The organism is Ruania zhangjianzhongii (genome assembly GCF_008000995.1).
GTDB lineage: Bacteria > Actinomycetota > Actinomycetes > Actinomycetales > Beutenbergiaceae > Ruania > Ruania zhangjianzhongii.
Map to the genome: position 1 here is coordinate 1,715,310 of NZ_CP042828.1, position 19,084 is coordinate 1,734,393.

15 protein-coding genes are annotated in these 19,084 nt (G+C 70.4%); 12 read left to right on the top strand and 3 right to left on the bottom strand.

Going from position 1 to position 19,084, the window contains the following annotated elements:
• Positions 1-43: 43 nt before the first annotated feature.
• The 3 genes from FU260_RS07975 to FU260_RS07985 are packed head-to-tail and all read right to left on the bottom strand — an operon-like array spanning position 44 to position 4,248.
• Positions 44-2,197, bottom strand: coding sequence for a transglutaminase TgpA family protein (locus FU260_RS07975; protein WP_147916577.1), 2,154 nt, complete (start codon positions 2,195-2,197; stop codon positions 44-46).
• Positions 2,194-3,306: a DUF58 domain-containing protein gene (locus FU260_RS07980; protein WP_147916578.1), complete on the bottom strand. Its 1,113-nt coding sequence runs from the start codon at positions 3,304-3,306 to the stop codon at positions 2,194-2,196. Before FU260_RS07980 ends, FU260_RS07975 begins: the two co-directional genes overlap by 4 nt.
• A gap of 18 nt (positions 3,307-3,324) precedes the next feature.
• On the bottom strand, positions 3,325-4,248 hold the full coding sequence (locus FU260_RS07985; RefSeq protein WP_235912242.1) for an AAA family ATPase: 924 nt from the start codon (positions 4,246-4,248) through the stop codon (positions 3,325-3,327).
• 433 nt (positions 4,249-4,681) lie between these two features.
• On the opposite strand from FU260_RS07985, the gene mraZ reads away from it, so the two are divergent.
• From mraZ to FU260_RS08045, 12 genes are all read left to right on the top strand, one after another.
• The gene (mraZ, locus tag FU260_RS07990; RefSeq protein ID WP_147916580.1) at positions 4,682-5,110 is read left to right on the top strand and encodes a division/cell wall cluster transcriptional repressor MraZ; all 429 of its coding nucleotides are present in this window, start codon (positions 4,682-4,684) and stop codon (positions 5,108-5,110) included.
• Positions 5,111-5,316: 206 nt separating this feature from the next.
• Positions 5,317-6,285, top strand: a complete 969-nt coding sequence (rsmH, locus tag FU260_RS07995) for a 16S rRNA (cytosine(1402)-N(4))-methyltransferase RsmH (RefSeq protein ID WP_147919380.1) — start codon at positions 5,317-5,319, stop codon at positions 6,283-6,285.
• Positions 6,282-6,677 (top strand): cell division protein FtsL, encoded by a 396-nt coding sequence (gene ftsL, locus FU260_RS08000; protein WP_147916581.1) that lies wholly within the window; start codon positions 6,282-6,284, stop codon positions 6,675-6,677. Before rsmH ends, ftsL begins: the two co-directional genes overlap by 4 nt.
• Before the next feature lie 17 nt (positions 6,678-6,694).
• Positions 6,695-8,464: a peptidoglycan D,D-transpeptidase FtsI family protein gene (locus tag FU260_RS08005; protein WP_147916582.1), complete on the top strand. Its 1,770-nt coding sequence runs from the start codon at positions 6,695-6,697 to the stop codon at positions 8,462-8,464.
• 28 nt (positions 8,465-8,492) lie between these two features.
• On the top strand, positions 8,493-10,025 hold the full coding sequence (locus tag FU260_RS08010; protein ID WP_147916583.1) for a UDP-N-acetylmuramoyl-L-alanyl-D-glutamate--2,6-diaminopimelate ligase: 1,533 nt from the start codon (positions 8,493-8,495) through the stop codon (positions 10,023-10,025).
• Complete coding sequence (locus tag FU260_RS08015; protein ID WP_147916584.1) at positions 10,022-11,431, top strand: UDP-N-acetylmuramoyl-tripeptide--D-alanyl-D-alanine ligase; 1,410 nt, start codon at positions 10,022-10,024, stop codon at positions 11,429-11,431. Before FU260_RS08010 ends, FU260_RS08015 begins: the two co-directional genes overlap by 4 nt.
• Entirely contained in the window at positions 11,428-12,522 is a 1,095-nt protein-coding gene (gene mraY / locus FU260_RS08020) for a phospho-N-acetylmuramoyl-pentapeptide-transferase (RefSeq protein ID WP_147916585.1), read from the top strand. The genes FU260_RS08015 and mraY overlap by 4 nt, the downstream gene beginning before the upstream one ends.
• Positions 12,523-12,613: 91 nt before the next feature.
• Positions 12,614-14,068, top strand: coding sequence for a UDP-N-acetylmuramoyl-L-alanine--D-glutamate ligase (murD, locus tag FU260_RS08025; RefSeq protein ID WP_147916586.1), 1,455 nt, complete (start codon positions 12,614-12,616; stop codon positions 14,066-14,068).
• The gene (locus tag FU260_RS08030) at positions 14,065-15,378 is read left to right on the top strand and encodes an FtsW/RodA/SpoVE family cell cycle protein (protein WP_147916587.1); all 1,314 of its coding nucleotides are present in this window, start codon (positions 14,065-14,067) and stop codon (positions 15,376-15,378) included. The genes murD and FU260_RS08030 overlap by 4 nt, the downstream gene beginning before the upstream one ends.
• The gene (gene murG, locus FU260_RS08035; protein WP_235912243.1) at positions 15,371-16,492 is read left to right on the top strand and encodes an undecaprenyldiphospho-muramoylpentapeptide beta-N-acetylglucosaminyltransferase; all 1,122 of its coding nucleotides are present in this window, start codon (positions 15,371-15,373) and stop codon (positions 16,490-16,492) included. The genes FU260_RS08030 and murG overlap by 8 nt, the downstream gene beginning before the upstream one ends.
• The gene (gene murC / locus FU260_RS08040) at positions 16,489-17,874 is read left to right on the top strand and encodes a UDP-N-acetylmuramate--L-alanine ligase (RefSeq protein ID WP_147916588.1); all 1,386 of its coding nucleotides are present in this window, start codon (positions 16,489-16,491) and stop codon (positions 17,872-17,874) included. The genes murG and murC overlap by 4 nt, the downstream gene beginning before the upstream one ends.
• Entirely contained in the window at positions 17,871-19,001 is a 1,131-nt protein-coding gene (locus tag FU260_RS08045; RefSeq protein WP_147916589.1) for a cell division protein FtsQ/DivIB, read from the top strand. Before murC ends, FU260_RS08045 begins: the two co-directional genes overlap by 4 nt.
• The last annotated feature ends 83 nt before the right edge of the window (positions 19,002-19,084 follow it).

The following is a 19,084-nucleotide window of genomic DNA, read 5'->3' on the forward strand; positions in this document are numbered from 1 at the left end:
GCGTCGGCTCGTTCCTTAGGGCTCCGACCGGCCCGGGCCCCGGCTACGGTGCGTCGGCCCGTTCCTTCATCTCGTCGCGATCCTTACGGTCGGACTTGATCTGCGTCACCCACTCCCGCACCGTCTGCGGGTCGGCGTCCCTGCCGCCGGGAGCGTACCGGGACCGTTCCACGGCGGCAGCGAGGGCATGCAGCGCTGAGCGTGCGGACTCGCTGCTGAGCACGTCGTCGCCGGCTGCGGCCACCGCCCGGGGTGTGGAGCCTGGCCGGACCTGCCCCCCGGCTGCCCGAACGACGCCGACCGCCTGGTGCCATCCGGTCTCGAGCTCACCGCTGGAGCGCGCCCGATAGCGCCGGACCGCGAGAGCCCCACCGAGCCCGATCACCAGCAGTGCAGCCAGCACCACGATGCCGGGCAGTGCCGAGGAAGGATCGGCGGTGCCGGCCGCCTCGGTCCCGTCCTCGCTGCTGGCTTCCTCGCTACTCTCCTCCTCGGCGCTGGTGGTCGTGGAGGTCTCCTCCTCCGGTTCGGTGGTCTGCGTCGGCCCGGTGGTCGGCGGTTCCGGAGTCTGCGCAGCAGGTTCCGGCGCCCAGGATGGTGTCGTCCCGGCCTGCACACCCGGGGTGGGCTCGAACCGTACCCAGCCGACGTCCGGGAACAGCACCTGGGGCCAGGCATGGGCCTGGTGCGCGCTGATGCTGGCGGTCCCGTCCTCCTGAGTCTCACCGGGCAGGTAACCCACGGCCACTCGAGCAGGCAGATCCAGCGTGCGGGCCATCACCACCATCGCGGTGGCGAACTGTACGCAATAGCCGCGCCGGTCATGCAAGAAGTCCCACACCGCATCGCGGGTGCGGGCGCTGGTGACCGACTCGGTGTAGGTGAACAGCTCGGGGTCACGGAGATAGTTCTGGACCGCGAGGAGCTGTTCGTACGCGGTCTCGGCACCGGCGTCGGTCACGATCTCCTGGGTCAGCTCGGCGACATCGGGTCCGTAACCAGTGTCCGGGATCTGGAGCAGGGCGGGGTCTGCATCGAGCTCGGTGGGATCGAGGTCCGAGAGCGCGGCGGCACTCAGATCCCGGGTCCGGTACGTCACCCGGTAGGTCAGCTCGCCCGGTGCCGCCTGTTCCAGCCGGACTTCGTCGGCGGCGGCAGAGTAGGAGGTCGCACTGTCCACCTCGACGCGGCGCGGTTCGCCCGGGATCGGCAGGCGATCCTGTCCCAGGTCGGTGATCGTGATGGTCGCGCTCTCGCCCTCCTCAGTCTCCACCTGGTCCGGCCAGAGCAGTCGGTTGTCGGCGTTCTCCCACTCCTCGGGCGGCGTGCGGTCCCAGGTGGAGCCGTTGAAGGTGGTGAGCGTATAGGCGTGTAAGGGTCCCAGCTCACGCGGGCTCGCTCCCTCATAGGTCATCACCACAGCGTCCCGAGGGCGGTTCAGGTCCGAACGCAGATCCAGGCCCAGGTCGAGGCGGGTGGAATCGGCGTCCGCGAGCTCGGCCGGCGAGTGCCAACGCACCGGGCTGGGGATGGACAGCACCCAGGGTGCGGCGACCAGCGCGACGGCGAGCACACCAGCGGTCAGCACCGCCAGTGCTCCCATCCGGCGCGGACTCGTTCGCCCGGTCGGCTCCCGCCAGGCTTCGGCACCGGTCGCCAGCATGGCCAGGAAACCCACCCCGGTGGCCACGATCGCCGGAGTACGCACCGGGGCCAGCAGCAGCACCGGGAGAGCCCAGATCGACAGGATCGGCAGCAACGCCCAGGCGGGCGACTTGCCCGGGACGGCGAGCAGGTCCGCGAGCAGGTAGACCAGGGCAATGGCGCAGGTGACCATCAACCCCACCCCAGGGGCGTCGTCGATCGGTGGCAGTGCCACCTCGATCGAGGTCAGTCCACGGCCGAACAGGAGGTACAGCGTGGTGACCGCGGACCTGGTCGGGAGGATGCCGAGGAGCGCATCGTCGTGCGCGTACCAGGCGGTGATGGTGAGCACGGCGGCCAGCGTCGCCACCAGTGACGGAAGCAGCGTGCGACGCGTCCAGCGGCGTAGCAGGGAGAGCACGGTGAAGATCACCACTACCGTGGTGGCCACCGGAGCGAGCCAGAGCGAGGGGGCGACCAACCGGTCCAGGGCGAACGTGCTCGCCAGTGCGGTGATCGCGGTGGCGAGGCTGAGCAGGACGGCGCGGATCACTGGTGGCTCCAGGCTTCGAGCGTGCGGCTCCACATCGCTGAGATCTCTTCGCCGGAGTCGCAGCCATGCACCAGCCAACCCGCCGCGGCGAGCTCCGGGCCGGCCTCGCGGTCGGCATCCACCAGCAAGGCCAAGCACTGCCGGGCGGTGGTGAGGGCGCCGAGCTCGCGGAGCAGACCAGGTGACGGTTCTCGGAGCACCGCCACCAGTGCGCCGTGCCCGGTCGCCTCGGGAAGGGGCGGCCACCCGGTGCCGACCCGGGCGAAGGCGTCCAGGGTGGTCGGGACCTCGGTGACCGGTACCGCCTCCCGGGCAGGCGCCAACGCCAGCTGGATCTCCTGTCCGTCGGCCAGCAGTGCCACGGCCAGCGAGGCGCAGGCGCTCACTGTCCACTCGGTCGCTGCCGCGGGGGAGGATTCCGTGGGCCCGAGGTCGAGCAGTAGCCCGAGGCTGGTATCGGCCATCGGGTCGTCCTGGCGGACCAGCAACTCACCGTGTCGTGCCGAGGAACGCCAGTGGATCCGGCGCAGGTCGTCCCCACGCCGATAGTCACGCAGGGTCAGGTCGTCCATGCTGCGTTCCGGCTGACCTGACTCGCTCGGTCGCGGGTGGCGTTGCGGCCAGAGCTGGACCAGATCAGCGACGTCGGTGGTGGCCGGCCAGACCAGCACCTCCGTGCTGCTTCCGGCCACGTGCCGCCAACGCATCAGCTGGAGCGGGTCGGTGCGCAGCACGACAGCGGGCCCCAGCTGGAGCAGGCCGCGGCGCAGTGGACGCACCCGATAGCCGCTGCTGTTCCCACTGCCCCGTTCCACCTCACCGCGCAGCCGTTCGCGCAGGGTGGTCCACGCCGGAAGGCGCGCCGGGACGGACCGGAGCTGCACGTCTGCCCACTGCCCGGTCACCGGGCGGCGGGGCTGGACGCTGCGGCGCAGGTCTACCCGGGGCCAGCCGACGCGGTGCAGCGCCACCCAGAGCAGAGCAACGACCGGTGCGGCGAGGGTGAGGGCAGCCAACGAGCCGAGCGTCGCCGAGTGCATCGAGGTCGCGAGGAACGCGAGGACCGCTCCGGCGAGCAGCAGGCCGAGACCACGAGCCGTGGGACGCATCGCTTGGCACCTACCTGCTCAGGAATCCACCGGAACCCGAGCGAGGATGTCGGCCACGACGTCTTCGGCCACCGTGCCCTCCACCCGAGCCGTGCGCGCCAGTGTGAGCCGGTGGGCCAGCACCGCCACACCGAGCGATTGCACGTCGTCGGGGAGCACGTAGTCACGGGCTTGCAGGTAGGCGAGCGCTTTGGCGAGCGCTACCAGGTGCAGGCCTGCGCGCGGGGATGCGCCGAGCTGGACACTCTCGTGCTCGCGGGTGGCGCGCAGGACGGTCATCAGATAGCGCAGTACCGAGTCCGAGACGTGCACCGCACGCACAGCTGCCCCAGCGGCCTTGACGTCTTCCGGGCTCATCACCGCCTCGATTCCGCTGAGCGGATCCCCGAATCCGCCGGTGGCGAGGATGGCGAACTCCTCGGCGTCGGGTGGGTAACCGAGACTCACCCGCGCCATGAACCGGTCCTGCTGGGCCTCCGGCAACCGGTACGTGCCGTCCATCTCCACGGGGTTCTGCGTGGCGATCACCATGAACGGTTCCGGCAGCCGGTGGGTGGTGCCGTCCACGGTGACCTGCCGCTCGGCCATGCACTCCAACAAGGCCGACTGTGTCTTCGGGGACGCGCGGTTGATCTCGTCCCCGATCACCACAGTGGCGAACAGCGGGCCGGGATGAAACTCGAAGGTGCCGGTCTCCTGCCGGTAGATGGTGACCCCGGTCAGGTCGCTGGGCAGCAGGTCCGGGGTGAACTGGATCCGGCCGAGCGTGCCGGACACCGATCTGGCCAGGGCCTTGGCCACTGTGGTCTTCCCGACGCCGGGGACGTCGTGCAGCAGCAGGTGGCCGTGGGCCAGGAAGGTGGCCAGGATCGTGCGGACGGTCTCTGGTCGACCGGGGAGCACCTGAGTGAGGTTCCCCTCGAGCCGTCGGATCGCCGCCACCGGATCCACATCTTTGCTCGCTGTCGGGGCTTGTCCGGTCGCGGCTGTCTCGCCGTCCCCGGGCCCCGGACCCGCCGCGCCCGCCGCATCGTCCCCGGGCCCCGGACCCGTCGCGCCCGTCGCGCCCGTCGCGCCGGCCCCGGCCACCGGCACTGGGGCCGACCGTACGGGCGGCACCGACGGGAGGGGGTGCTCGGGTGGAGTGGGCGGGGCGGGTTGGGCGGGCATGAAGACGAGCCTAATCGTGGTGGGGGATCCGGCACGGCGAAAGGGGCGAGGCAACGCTGCTGAATAAGTCCTCCACTTCCCACCACCCGCTCTGACCTGCAGGTTCTCGCGGTCAGAGGACGGAAACATGCCCTGTTGGCGTTGCATGTGGGGGAATGTGGAGTAAAGTGGGGTCATCCGGAGCGCGTAGGAAGGGGGTGGAACCTTGTTCCTCGGTACGTATGAACCTCGATTGGACGACAAGGGCCGCCTGATCCTGCCCGCAAAATTCCGCGACCAGATGGCCGGCGGAATCGTCATCACCCCAGGTCAGGACCGCTGTCTGTACGGGTATCCGATGGCCACCTTCGAGGAAATCGTGGCCGAGATACAGACGGCGTCGACCACGTCCAAGCGGAACCGAGACTTCATCCGCGTGTTCCTCTCCGGTGCCAACGACGAGATCCCGGACAAGCAGGGCCGGGTCACCCTCACCTCGAAACTGCGCCGATACGCAGGCCTGGAGCGCGAGCTCGCCGTCGTCGGTGCCGGCGGCAGGGTCGAGATCTGGGACCTCGAGGCCTGGAACACCTACCTCGCCGCCAACGAACAGTCTTTCGCCGATATCAGCGAGGAGGTGGTCCCCGGCTTCTGAGCCTCCGCCCGACCTGGTCTCTCACCGCAGTCTCTGACGCACTTCCCCGGCGCCAGAGCAGGCGGGGAGAGTCCAGGCCGGGTGGCGGAACCAGATCCCAGCCGGGCTGCTCCACTTCGCTCCACCACAGCGCTCCTCCACTTCGCTCCACCGCAACGCTCCACCCAGCACCACCAGCGACCCGATCCAGGAAGGCCATGACCCAGATGACCACCCCCGCCAGGCACCTCCCCGTGCTGGCGCAGCGGTGCCTGGATCTTCTCGCCCCGGCGATCGGATCGGCGGGCGCGGTGCTCATCGACGCAACCCTCGGCCTCGGCGGACACGCAGAGGCCGCGCTGCGTAGGTTTCCCGAGCTGCACCTGGTGGGTATCGACCGCGACCCGCACGCGCTGGAGCTGAGCAGTCAGCGGCTGGCACCGTTCGGTGACCGGTTCACCCCCGTGCACGCCCGTTACGACGCGATCGGTGAGGTCGCCCGATCCCACGGCTCCGGCGCTCGCGTGCAGGGCATCCTGTTCGACCTGGGCGTCTCCTCGCTGCAGCTGGACGAGGCCGACCGGGGGTTCTCCTACGCTCAGGACGCTCCGTTGGACATGCGGATGGACCCGACCACCGGAGCCACCGCCGCTGAGCTGCTCGCCGAGACGGACGAGCGCGAGCTGCGCCGCATCCTGCACACCTACGGTGAGGAGCGGTTCGCCGGCCGGATCGCCGGCGCGATCGTGCGGCGTCGCGCACAGCACCCGATCACTCGCTCCGGTGAGCTGGTCGAACTGGTCCGGGAGAGCATCCCGCACGCGGCCCGCCGCACCGGCGGCAACCCGGCCAAGCGCACCTTCCAGGCGCTACGGATCGCGGTGAACGCCGAGCTCGAGGCACTCCAGAACGCTCTCCCGGCAGCGATCGGCGCCCTCGCCGTGGGCGGGCGGATCGTGGTGGAGTCCTACCAGTCGCTGGAGGACCGGTTGGTCAAGCGCGCGCTGGTGGAAGGGGCCACCTCCTCGGCGCCGCCCGGGCTCGTGCTTCCGCTGCCCGGTCATGAACCGTACCTGGAGCTGCTCACCCGCGGCGCCGAAGAAGCCGACGAGGCCGAGCGCGAGGCGAACCCCCGGTCGGCATCGGTACGCCTCCGGGCGGCGATGCGAGTCCGAGAAGGCGGGGTGAGGTCATGAGCGCAGTACCCGGGCGGTCAGCCGCACCCGCAGCAGTAAGGAGCTGGCGGCCACGCCTGCGCATCGTCCGTGCCCCGGCGGCGGGTCGCAGCCGGGTCGGATTCATCCTGCTCTGCGTCACCATCCTGGTCGGTTCACTGCTCGGGGTGCTGATGCTGAACACCGCGATGGCCACCACGGCGTATGAGATCCACGATCAGCAGGTCCACCTGGCCCGGCTCTCCGAGACCGAGCAGTCGCTGGCCCAGCAGGTGGAGCGACTGTCCTCTCCGGTGCTGCTGCAGCAGCAGGCCGAGGAGCTGGGGATGGAACCGGCCGACGGTATGCGATACATCACGTTGGCCGACAACGCGATCCTCGGTCGCGACGCACCGCTGGTCGGTGAGGACTAGAACAGGCAGGAGGGCAGATGTCGAACGCATTCACTCGGGTGGGGCAGCCGGAGAAGCGGCAGTCCGTGCTCCTGGCCGCCCTGCTGGTGGTCGTGCTGGCGTTTGCCGCGCGGCTGGTCTACGTCCAGCTGGTGGCCGGCCCGGCCCTCGCCGCGGCCGCCCAGGCCGAGCGCAGCCGTACCTACGTCGAGCACGGGCCCCGGGGGGACATCGTCGATGCGAACGGGAACGTGCTCGCCACCTCGGCGCAGACCTACCGGATCGCCGTGGACCAGCGGTTCGTGTCCGAGTACAAGGTGCGGGACGACGACGGTGAGGTGGTCGGCTACGGCGCTGCCGCGGCAGCCGAGCAGCTCGGACCGATCCTCGACCGGGACGTGAACGCACTCGGTGGGCAGCTGGTCGGTGACGACGGCTACGTCATCCTCGCCCGGAACGTGGCACCCGAGGTCTGGCGAGAGATCGCCGCACTGAACATTCCCGGCATCTCTGCCGAGGAGACCTTCGATCGGGTCTACCCGAACGGGAACACCGCCGGCCAGATCCTCGGCTGGGTGAACGCCGAGGGGGACGGCGCCGCCGGCCTGGAGTCCTCGCTGAACAACCGGCTGCTCGGTACCGATGGTGAGTTCAGTGTGGAGATCGGTGCGCAGGGTCAGGTCATCCCCACCGGTCAGCGCACCGGCAACGCCGCCATGCCCGGCTGCACGGTGCAGCTGACGATCGACACCGACCTGCAGTACTTCTCCCAGAACGTGGTGGACGAGGCCGTCGAGACCTATGGCGCAGAGTGGGGCGCCGCCGTCGTGCTGGACCGGGACGGCAACATCCTCGCCCTAGCCGACTCCGACGCCGTCGACCCGAACGACCCGGACACCTCCGGCTACACCGGTGCGCACTCGATCCAGGACGTGTACGACCCAGGATCGACCGGCAAGGTGCTCACCGTGCTGACCGCACTGGAAGAGGGCGAGATCACCCCGACCACCCCCATCGAGGACCCCTACCAGCTGACGACCGACAACGGTCAGGTCTTCCACGACCACACCGAGCACCCGGACCAGACGCTCACCACGACCGGGGTGCTGGCGCACTCCGCGAACACCGGCACGGTGAACATCGGCTCGATGGTCAGCGACCAGACCCGGTACGAGTACATGCAGAGGCTCGGCTGGGGCGAGCAGAGCGGGATCGCGATGCCGGGGGAGACGCGCGGTCTTCTGGAACCACCGGAGGAGTGGGACGGCCGGCAGCGATACACCACGATGTTCGGTCAGGGACTGAGCGTGAACCTGCTGCAGAACACGGGCGTGTTCGCGTCCATCGCCAACGGCGGTGTGCACCACTCGCCGCAGCTGGTGGCCGGCTATGACTGCAACGGCGAGCAGGTCGAGGCCGAGCGCAGCGAACCGGTCCGGGTGGCCTCCCAGGAGTCCTCGGACCAGATGATCCGGATGCTGGAGAGCGTGGTCGCCTCGGACGAGGGCACCGGTAGCCATGCCGCGATCGACGGCTACCGGGTAGCCGGCAAGACCGGGACCGCGCAGATGCCCGGACCGTCCGGCCAGCTGACCGAGGTCGCTGCCTCGTTCGTGGGGATCACCCCGGCGGACGATCCGGCGATCACCGTCGGCGTGGTGATGTACAACCCGAACAGCGGAATCTACGGCGGGACCATCGCGGCGCCGGTGTTCCAGGAGATCTCCTCGTTCGCCCTGCAGTCCCTCGGTGTGCCACCCAGTGGTGAGCCGGCCGACCCGTATCCGCTCACTCCCGATGAGTCCTGAGCCCGCTGGGGCGGTAGATTTCGACATCATGAACACCACGGGTAGTCCGGCGGTACGGACGACGGCGGAGCTTGCCTCTGCGTTCAACCTCACCACCTCCGGTGGTGCGGCTCAGATCACCGGTGTAGCCCTGGACAACCGTCGGGTGCACCCGGGTGACCTGTTCGCCGCCCTGCCCGGTGCACATCAGCATGGCGCTACCTTTGCGACCTCTGCTGTCGCGGCCGGTGCGAGGGCGGTGCTCACCGACCCCGCTGGGCGTGAGCTGCTCGGCGACGCGGCTGTCCCGGTGCTGGTCGCTGACGAGGTGCGCGCGGTGCTCGGCCGGGTGAGCGCGTGGATCTACGGCGAACCAGCCGCGCAGCTGCGCACCTTCGGCGTGACCGGAACCAACGGGAAGACCACCACCAGCTACCTGCTGGAGGAGATCATCCGCCGCGCCGGGCGCACCACCGGACTGATCGGCACCGTGGAGCTCAAGGTCGGCGAGGAGCGGGTACCGGCTCGGCTGACCACTCCGGAGGCACCGGCGATCCAGGCGCTGCTGGCCAGGATGCGGGAGTCGTCGGTCACCGACCTGGTGATGGAGGTCTCCTCGCACGCGCTGGCCCAGCATCGCGTGGACGGCATCGTCTACGACTTGGTCGGTTTCACGAACCTGACCGCTGACCACCTGGACTTCCACGGCGGGATCGAGAACTACTTCGCCGCCAAGGCCGAGCTGTTCACCCCCGAGCGCGCCCGGCGTGGTGTGGTGCTCGTCGACGACGAGTGGGGGGTCCGGATGGCGGAGCAGGCGAGTATCCCGGTGGTCACCGTCTCCACCCGCCCAGATGGACCGGATGCTGACTGGCAGGCGTCGATCACCGTCGGGCGTGCGGACCACACCTCGTTCTCCCTCACCCACCGTGACGGGCACAGCCTGTCCACGGCGATCTGGATGCCCGGCCGGTTCAACGTGGCCAACGCGGCACTGGCCCTGGCGATGGCGTTGGAGTCGGGGCTGACCGCGCACACGCTGCACACGGTGCTCGGTGACGGCCTGCGGGCGCATGTCCCGGGGCGGATGGAGCAGGTGGCGGCCACGCCGCGGTGCATCGTGGACTTCGCCCACAACGCCGAGGCCATGGAGCTGGTGCTGCGTGCGTTGCACCCCACGACGAAGGGCCGCCTGCTGGTGGTCTTCGGCGCCACCGGCGAGCGGGACAAGGCCAAGCGCGCGCAGATGGGCCGGGTGGCAGTGGCCGGGGCGGACGTCGTCGTGGTCACCGACGACGACCCGCACGACGAGGACCCGGGAACTATCCGCCGTCAGGTGATGGCCGGCGCGCTCGGCGCGGTACCGGAGGCGCAGCGCGCGGGTCGGACGGTGGACGTGTTCGAGGCGGCGCCCCGTGCCGAGGCGATCCGCCGCACGGTGCTGACCGCCGGCCCCGCGGACACGGTGCTGATCGCCGGGCGCGGGCACGAGACCCTGCAGGAGATCGCCGGGGTGGACCACCACCTGGACGACCGGGAGGAGGTTCGCGCCGCTCTCGCTGAGCGCGACGCCGACCGATGATCGCTCTGCGCCTTTCCGAGATTGCCGCGGCTGTCGGAGCCGCCCTGCCGGAGACCCCTGGGGACCAGCCGGTGGCCGGCCCGGTGGTGGTCGACTCCCGGCGCGCTGAGTCGGGCTCGTTGTTCGCCGCGATCGATGGTGAACACGTCGATGGGCACGACTACCTGGACGCAGCCGCTGCGAACGGCGCAGTGGCGGCCCTGGTGAGCCGGCCGGTACCGGATGCCCCGATCCCCACCCTGCTCGTCGACGATGTGCCGGGCGCCCTGGGCGACCTCGCCCGAGAGGTCCTGGCGCGGCTGCGCGAGCGCACGCACCTGCAGGTGGTAGCGGTCACCGGCTCCGTGGGTAAGACCACCACCAAGGACGTGCTGGCCCAGATCCTGGGTGCCTCGGCGAAGGTGATTGCCCCGGTCGGTTCGTTCAACAACGAGATCGGACTGCCACTGACGGTGCTGCGGGCCGATGAGCGTACCCGGGTGCTGGTGCTGGAGATGGGCGCCGATGCTCCGGGCAACCTCACCTACCTCACCTCGATCGCGCCACCGGACGTGGCAGTGGTGCTGATGGTCGGCCGGGCCCACCTGGGCGGTTTCGGCAGCGTGGACAACGTCGCCACGGCCAAAGCCGAGCTGGTGCAGGGTCTACGCGCCGACGGCATCGCCGTGCTGAACGCCGACGACCCCCGGGTGGCCGCGATGGCAGCCGTGGCGGCGGGTCGCGCAGTGATCGACTACGGCACCGCGGCTACTGCGCAGGTGCAGGCGACGCAGGTGCACACCGACGCTGCCGGCCGGCTGGCCTTCACCCTGGTCACGCCGGAGGGGTCGGCACCGGTGAGCACGGCGCTGGTCGGGGAGCACCACGTGAGCAACGTGCTCGCTGCGGCTACTGCGGCGCTGGCCCTGGGCAGGTCCGCCGAAGAGGTGGTCCACGCGCTGGCCGGCGCCCGAGCGCTGAGCCCCCACCGCATGCAGGTCACCGAGATCGGTGGCGTCACGGTGGTCGACGATTCCTACAACGCCAACCCGGACTCGATGCGCGCAGCACTGCACACGTTGCCGCGGATCGCGAACGGTCGACGCACGGTGGCCGTGCTCGGTGAGATGCTCGAGCTCGGCGCCACCAGTGCGGCTGAGCACGCCGAGGTGGGAGCCGAGAGCGTGCGCAGCGGAGTGCAGGTGCTGGTGACGATCGGAGCCGGTGCCGCTCCGATTGCTGAGGGTGCGCGCGCGGCGGGCGCCGTTTCGGTGCACAGCACCGCTAGCCTCGAAGAAGCCGAGCAGCTGCTCGCGACGCTGATCACGGAGGGGGACGTCGTGCTGGTGAAGTCCTCCCACGGGGCGGGCCTGATGCGCCTGGCCGAACGCCTCGCCGCGGGTGAGCTGCAGGAGGCGGGCCAGTGATCGCGATCCTCGTCTCCGGGGCTGTGGCGTTGATCGTCTCCCTGCTCGGCACCCCGTTGTTCATCCGGTTCCTCGTGCACCGCAACTATGGCCAGTTCATCCGTCAGGACGGCCCGACGGCGCACTTCACCAAACGCGGTACCCCCACCATGGGTGGGGTGGTCATTATCGTGTCCACGCTGGTGGCGTACGCGTTCGCCTCCGCAGTCACCGGCAACATGCCTAGCGCCTCCGGGCTGCTGGTGCTGTTCCTGATGGTCGGCCTGGGGGTGGTCGGGTTCCTGGACGACTTCACCAAGATCACCCGGCAGCGCTCCCTCGGGCTGAGCCCGCTGTGGAAGATCGTCGGCCAGGGCGTGGTCGGCGTGGTGTTCTCGGTACTGGTGCTGCAGTTTCCGAACGAACGGTTCCGCACGCCGGCGAGCACGCACATCTCCTTCACCCGCGACCTGTGGCTGGACCTGGCTTTCGCCGGGGCCGGCCTGGGCCTGGTGCTGTTCGTGATCTGGGCGAACTTCCTCATCACCGCCTGGTCGAACGCCGTCAACCTCACCGACGGTCTGGACGGTCTGGCCACCGGGGCGAGCATCTTCGTGTTCGGCGCCTACACCCTGGTGACCTTCTGGCAGATGAACCAGAGTTGCCAGGTGCTCTCCGTGGTGGCCTCCGAAAGCGGTGCGAGCTGTTACGAGGTGCGAGACCCGCGGGACCTGGCCATCGTGGCCGCGGCGATCGTCGGCGCCTGCTTCGGCTTCCTCTGGTGGAACGCCTCGCCGGCGAAGATCTTCATGGGTGACACCGGTTCGCTCGCCCTCGGTGGTGCGCTCGCCGGACTGACCATTCTCACCCGGACCGAGATCCTCGGGGCGATCATCGGTGGCCTGTTCGTGGTGATCATCCTCTCCGACGTGATCCAGATCGGGTTCTTCAAGGCCACCGGCAGACGGGTCTTCAAGATGGCTCCACTGCACCACCACTTCGAGCTGCTCGGCTGGGGTGAGGTGACGATCGTGATCCGGTTCTGGATCATCGCCGCGCTGTTCGCGAGCCTGGGGCTGGGTCTGTTCTACGCCGAGTGGGTCACTGGATGAGTGTGCCGAGCCCTCACGGAGGTAGGTCGAGGAACGAGATCTGCCGGAGCGAGGCACCGCATACCCCGGCCACGAACGGCACGGGTGGAGCATGACTATCGACGAGTTCCGCGACCGCCGGGTACTCGTTGCCGGGCTGGGCGCCTCGGGGCGCTCCGCAGTCGCCGTGCTCACCGAGATCGGTGCCCGCGTCATAGCTGCCGACGCCGACCCGCAGGTGGCCGACCGGGTCGAGCTTCCTACGCAGGTGCCGCTGGTCGCCGAGGCGGATCCGGACCGGCTTGCCGAGAGGGCGTTGGCCGCGGAACCGGACCTGATCGTGGCCTCGCCGGGCTGGAACCCGCGCACCCCGATGCTGGCCCGCGCCGCAGTGGAGGTGATCAGCGAGGTCGAGCTGGCGTGGCGGATCGCGCCGCCCGGTATCCGCTGGCTCACCCTGACCGGCACCAACGGCAAGACCACCACGGTCGGGATGCTCGCCTCGATGCTGACCGCACACGGCTGGAACGCCCCGGCAGTGGGAAACGTGGGCACCCCGATCGCCGAGACCGTGCTCGCCGCTCGCAGTGGTCCGGCGCCGCTCGATGCGCTCGCCGTGGAGCTCTCCAGCTTCCAGCTGCACTTCACCCACGCTCTCGCCCCAGTGGCCTCCGCCTGCCTGAACATCGACGCCGACCACCTGGACTGGCACGGCTCGATGGACGCCTATGTGGCGGACAAGGCGCGGGTCTATGCCCGCACCGGGCTGGCCTGCGTCTACAACAGCGCCGATTCGCGCACCCGGCAGATGGTCGAGCAGGCGGAGGTGGCTGAGGGCGCCCGGGCGATCGGTTTCACTCTCGGCACTCCGGCCCTCGGCGAGGTGGGCCTGGTCGAGAATGTGCTCGCGGACCGCGCATTCGTGCCCAATCGAGCCAGCCACGCCGCAGAGGTGGGCACCCTTGCCGATCTGGCTCACCTGCACCAGGGGTCCGAGCACGACGTCCCGGGCCACCTGGTGGCGAACGCCCTCGCGGCGGCTGCGCTCGCCCGGGCCGCCGGAGTGGAGCCGGCGGACGTGTCCGCTGGGCTACGCGGTTACACCGGCGGCCCGCACCGGATGCAGCCGGTCGCCGAGATCGACGGTGTGCGCTACATCGACGACTCCAAGGCGACCAATGCGCACGCCGCCGCCGCCGCCTTGGCGGCGATGCCCGAGGGCGGGACGGTGTGGATCGCCGGGGGGCTGGCCAAGGGGGCCAGGTTCGACGAACTGGTGGCGCGCTTTGCGGCCAAACTGCGCTCCGCCGTCGTGATCGGTCTCGATCCGGAGCCTATCGAGAGTGCACTTGCCCGACACGCGCCCGACATCCCGCGCCACGTGGTGCCCGCTGGCGACACTGAGGTCATGAGCACTGCCGTGACCCGTGCCGCCGCCCTCGCCCAGCCTGGCGATGTGGTGCTGCTCGCGCCGGCCTGTGCGTCGATGGACCAGTTCACCTCCTATGCGGCCCGCGGAGATGCGTTCGCCGCTGCTGTGGCACAGGTGGCCGGGGAGCGCAGATGAGCACGCTGACCACGGCGACCCGGAGTCGCCGGCCCGCACCGGCCCGCACCCGCAGCCGCCGCAGCGGCCCGACCCGGAAGAAGCGCCAGGCACCGTGGGCGCAGAGCGCCGCCTGGCAGTCTCCGGTGACCAGCTACTACCTGATCGGCGGGGTGACCATCCTGCTCCTGGTCCTCGGCCTGGTGATGGTGCTCTCCTCGTCTTCGATCTACGCGCTGAACGCGACCGAGGGTGCGAACCCGTTCGCCGACTTCGTCGGGCAGGCCAGCTACGCGCTGATCGCGATCCCGGTCGCCTTCGCGATGTCTCGGCTGCCGGTGCGTGCCTACCGGGCACTCGCCTGGGCGGCGATGATCGGCACGCTCGCACTGCAGGCGTTGGTGTTCACCCCGCTGGTGCTCGGCGAGGGCGGGAACGCGAACTGGGTGGCGCTCGGCCCGATCGTGCTGCAACCGTCGGAGTTCGCTAAGTTCGGCCTGGCGCTCTGGCTCGGTGCCGTGCTCGCCACCAAGGGCAAGCTGCTGGCGCACTGGTCGCACGTGATCTTCCCGGCCCTGGTGGTCTCCGCCGTCTTCCTCAGTACCGTGCTGTACTCCCACGACCTGGGCACCGCGCTGGTGTTCATCGCGCTGATCGCCGGCTCCCTGTGGGTCGCCGGTGTACCGGTCTCGAAGTTCGTGGTGGCCGGATGCGCAGTGGTCGCCCTGGTGGCCTACCTGGCGGTCTCCTCGGAGAACCGGACCCAGCGCATCCTGCACTTCCTCGGTATGGGTGGCGAGGCTGATCCCAACGGCACCGGCTACCAGAGCGACCACGCACTGTGGGGGCTCGGCTCCGGCGGGCTGTCCGGTGTCGGGCTGGGCGCCTCGAAGGAGAAGTGGCTCTGGCTGCCTGCTGGGGACAACGACTTCATCTTCGCGATCATCGGTGAGGAGCTCGGTCTGCTCGGCTGCCTGCTGGTGCTCGCCCTGTTCGTCGTCCTGGCGGTAGGGCTGTGTCGGGTGATCGCTCGGCACCCGGACCCGTTCGTGAAGATCACCACCGCAGCCGTCGCCTCCTGGATCGTCGGTCAGGCAGTGATCAACATCGGGGTGGCGATCGGGCTGCTCCCCGTGATCGGCCTGCCGCTGCCGCTGGTCTCCAAGGGTGGCTCCTCCCTGGTGACGACGATCGCCGCGCTGGCGATGGTGCTCGCCTTCGCGCGGGACGAGCCCGGCGCCCGGGAGGCGCTCGCCGCCCGGAAGGGGTCGATGCGCCGGTCCCTGGCCGTGATCTCCGGACGGTTGGGCTCGAGGAACGAGCGTGGCTGAGGTCTTCGTGCTCGCCGGCGGCGGCTCGGCCGGGCATGTCAACCCCATGCTCGCCACTGCCGCCGAACTACGCCGGCGCCGTCCGGACGCGGAGCTGGTGCTGCTCGGCACCGCTGAGGGGCTGGAGGCTGAGCTGGTGCCGGCGGCCGGATTCGAGCTCACCGAGATCGAGAAGGTGCCGCTGCCGCGCCGCCCCTCGATGGACGCGCTGCGCTTCCCCCGCCGGTGGCGGTCGGCCACGGCTACCGCCCGGGCGGCGATCGAGGGTGCCGCGGCCGTCGTGGGTTTTGGTGGGTACGTCGCCACCCCGGCGTACCTGGCCGGCCGGTCGGCGGGCGTACCGATCGTGGTGCACGAGCAGAATGCCCGGCCGGGGCTGGCGAACCGTCTCGGCGCCCGCTGGGCCGCCGCTGTGGGAATCACGTTCGACGGCACTCCGCTGCCGAAGGCGCGTCTGGTCGGCCTGCCGCTGCGGCCGGCGATCGCGGACCTGGTCCGGGACCGGGCCACCGATGCAGTCGCACGCTCGGTCGCCGGTGCGCAGTTCTGCGGTCTGGACCCTGAGCGCACCACTGTGCTGGTGACCGGCGGGTCGTTGGGCGCCGCCCGGCTGAATGCCACCATCCCGCTGGTGGCCACTGCGCTCGTCGAGGCCGGCGCCCAGGTGCTGCACCTGACCGGGAAGGGGAAGTCGGCCGGAGTCCTCGAGCTGCTCGGCGCTGCACCTGCGCAGGTGAGCGCGCACTATCACGTGCGCGAGTACCTCACCGAGATGGAGCAGGCGCTGGCCTGTGCCGATCTGGTGATCAGCAGAGCCGGGGCCGGGATGGTCAGCGAGCTCGCCGCCCTGGGCATCCCCGCGGTCTATGTCCCGCTGCCGATCGGGAACGGGGAGCAGCGCCTGAACGCCCGCCCGGTGGTCAGCGCCGGTGGCGGGCTGCTGGTCGAGGACAGTGAGCTGAGCAGCACCTGGCTGCGCGAGCACCTGCTGCCGCTGGCCATCGATGCGGGTCTGCGCGCCCGGATGGGCGCCGAAGCCGCCGGGGCCGGGATCACCGACGGCGCCGCTCGATTGGCCGATCTCGTGCTCGAGGCGGGCGGAGGCCCCCGATGAGGGCGCACTTCATCGCGATCGGCGGCGCCGGAATGTCCGTGATCGCCGAGCTGATGCTGGCCCAGGGCACCGAGGTGAGCGGTTCGGACCAGGCTGACTCCCCGGTGCTGCAGCGGCTCGCGGCGCTCGGTGCCACCGTGCACGTCGGCCACGACGCCGAGCACGTGCACGGCGCGGACGTCGTGGTGGTCTCCACGGCGATCCGCCCGGACAACCCGGAAGTGCTCGCGGCCCGCGAGCTGGGGATCGAGGTGATCCATCGTTCCGAGGCGCTCGCCCGCGCGGCGCGGGAACAGGATTTCGTCGCCGTGGCAGGAGCGCACGGGAAGACCACGACCTCGGCGATGCTCGCACTCGCCCTGGCCGATCTGGGCGCGGACCCGAGCTACGCGATCGGCGCACAGCTGCGCGGCCGGGGCAGCGGTGGCCACCTCGGCGAGGGCGGAACGTTCGTGGCCGAGGCGGACGAGTCGGACGGGTCCTTCCTCGCCTATCACCCCCGGGTCGCCGTGGTGACGAATATCGAGCCCGATCATCTGGACCACTACGGCACCGAGGAAGCCGTGCACCAGGCGTTCGCCGACTTCGCCGCTCGGATCGTGCCCGGCGGTCTGCTGGTGGCCTGCACCGATGATCCCGGTGCTGCTGCGCTCGCCCGCCGGGTGGCAGCCCAGGGGGTTCGGGTGCTCGGCTACGGTGCGGCACCGGTCGAGGGCCTGTCTCAGGTGCGGATCGAGGCGGTGGAGCTGGGCGCCGAGGGCTCGAGCGCGGTGCTGGTCGATGCCGGCTCCGACGAACCGCCCACGACGCTGGCCCTGGTGGTGCCCGGGGAGCACAACCTGCGTAACGCGACAGCTGCCTGGTGCGCCGGACGAGAGCTCGGAGCGCCGCCGGAGGCACTGGCGCGGGCTTTGGGCACGTTCACCGGGACCGCACGCCGGTTCGAGGACCGTGGCAGTGCGGGCGGGGTCCGGGTAGTGGACGACTACGCCCACCACCCCACCGAGGTCGCCGCCCTGCTGGCCACCGCTCGGCGGGTCGCCGGCAGCGGGCGCGTGCTGGTGCTGTTCCAGCCACACCTGTTCTCCCGGACCGAGGCGTTCGCGGAAGCCTTTGCCGGCGCCCTGACCGCCGCCGATGCCGTAGTACTGACCGCGATCTACCCGGCCCGGGAGGAGCCACGGGCGGAGGTCACCTCCGCGCTGATCGCCGACCGGCTCCCCGGAGCGCAGTATCTACCCGACCATCAGCAGGCCGCGCATGCCGTCGCCGACCTCGCCGCGCCTGGCGACCTGGTGCTCACCGTAGGCGCCGGGGACGTCACCGCGCTCGGCCCGGTGATCCTGGCGCGACTGACCACTGGCGGGCAGGAGCAGCGATGAGAGCGCCGACCCAGCCGCGGGTGCGGGCCGGCCAGAAGCGCCCGGAGCCCGGCCAGCAGACGACGACGGCTACGTCCGGTGGTGCTGCCAAGAAGACCGGCAAGTCCGGTAAGGGTGGCAAGGCTGGCAAGGCCAGCACTGCGACCAACGCCGGTACGGCGAGCAAGTCTGGCGCAGCTGGCAAGGCCAGCACTGCGACCAAGGCCGGTACGGCCACGCCGACCGCCGAGAGCCCGAAGAGGGCCACATCAGCCGCGACGACCAGCACGGGCCGTACCTCAGCCAAGCCCGCGACCACGAAGGAGACCGGTACCCGCAGCACCGTCTCGGTGGCACCGCGGGCGCGCGAGCTGACAGCCCCGGGTCGCGAGCGAGGGCGGGTCACTGCGCAGTTCGCCGAGCGGCTGGCCGAACGCCGCGCGGCGGTGCGCCGGCTGCGCTGGCGCACGATCGCCCTGGTGGCCGGCGGTGCCCTGGTCCTCGCCGTACTCGCCTACGTGGTGCTGTTCTCTGCGCTGCTCGCGCTGCGCAGCGCAGAGATCGAGGTGACCGGTACCAACCAGATCGTCTCCGAGGAGGAGGTGCTGGACATCGTCGCCGCTGCGGACGGCACCCCGTTGGCCCGGTTGGACACCGCTGGGCTGGCGGAGGAGCTGACCACGATCGTCGGGGTCCGGGACGCTCATCTGGAGCGGGCCTGGCCGCACGGACTGCAGGTGGTGATCGAGCCGCGGGTCCCGGTGGCGATCGTGCAGGACGGCGACCGGTACGCCGTCCTCGATGGCGAAGGTGTGGTGCTGAGCCGGGCGGATGAGCCGGCCGAGGACCTGCCACAGGTGGCGGTGCCGCTGGGGGAGGAGAGTACCGCTGCCTCATTGACCGCCGTGCTGGAGGTGCTGGATGCTCTGCCCGAAGACCTGCTCGCCGAAGTAGCCGCCGCCAGCGCGCCGTCGCCGAACCAGGTGAGTTTTGAGCTGCCGGACGGCGTCGAGGTGTTCTGGGGCAGCTCTGCGGAGAATCCACTCAAGGTCGAAGTGCTGCAGACCATTCGGCAGGTGGAGGCGACCGGTTATGACGTCTCGGCGCCCCGTGCGCCGATCACGATCGGAGAACCGGAGAGCGAGTAGCCCGACACGCCCAGGGGCCGACACGCCCACCGGCGGTCGACACTCGCGACACACCCGCCGAGGTCATTGCCGAACCGGAAGGT

Coding starts and splice junctions, on each gene's coding strand:
- FU260_RS07980 (WP_147916578.1), bottom strand. CDS start 3,306: ATGCGTCCCACGGCTCGTGGTCTCGGCCTGCTGCTCGCCGGAGCGGTC.
- rsmH (WP_147919380.1), top strand. CDS start 5,317: ATGACCACCCCCGCCAGGCACCTCCCCGTGCTGGCGCAGCGGTGCCTG.
- ftsL (WP_147916581.1), top strand. CDS start 6,282: ATGAGCGCAGTACCCGGGCGGTCAGCCGCACCCGCAGCAGTAAGGAGC.
- FU260_RS08005 (WP_147916582.1), top strand. CDS start 6,695: ATGTCGAACGCATTCACTCGGGTGGGGCAGCCGGAGAAGCGGCAGTCC.
- FU260_RS08010 (WP_147916583.1), top strand. CDS start 8,493: ATGAACACCACGGGTAGTCCGGCGGTACGGACGACGGCGGAGCTTGCC.
- FU260_RS08015 (WP_147916584.1), top strand. CDS start 10,022: ATGATCGCTCTGCGCCTTTCCGAGATTGCCGCGGCTGTCGGAGCCGCC.
- murD (WP_147916586.1), top strand. CDS start 12,614: ATGACTATCGACGAGTTCCGCGACCGCCGGGTACTCGTTGCCGGGCTG.
- FU260_RS08030 (WP_147916587.1), top strand. CDS start 14,065: ATGAGCACGCTGACCACGGCGACCCGGAGTCGCCGGCCCGCACCGGCC.
- murC (WP_147916588.1), top strand. CDS start 16,489: ATGAGGGCGCACTTCATCGCGATCGGCGGCGCCGGAATGTCCGTGATC.
- FU260_RS08045 (WP_147916589.1), top strand. CDS start 17,871: ATGAGAGCGCCGACCCAGCCGCGGGTGCGGGCCGGCCAGAAGCGCCCG.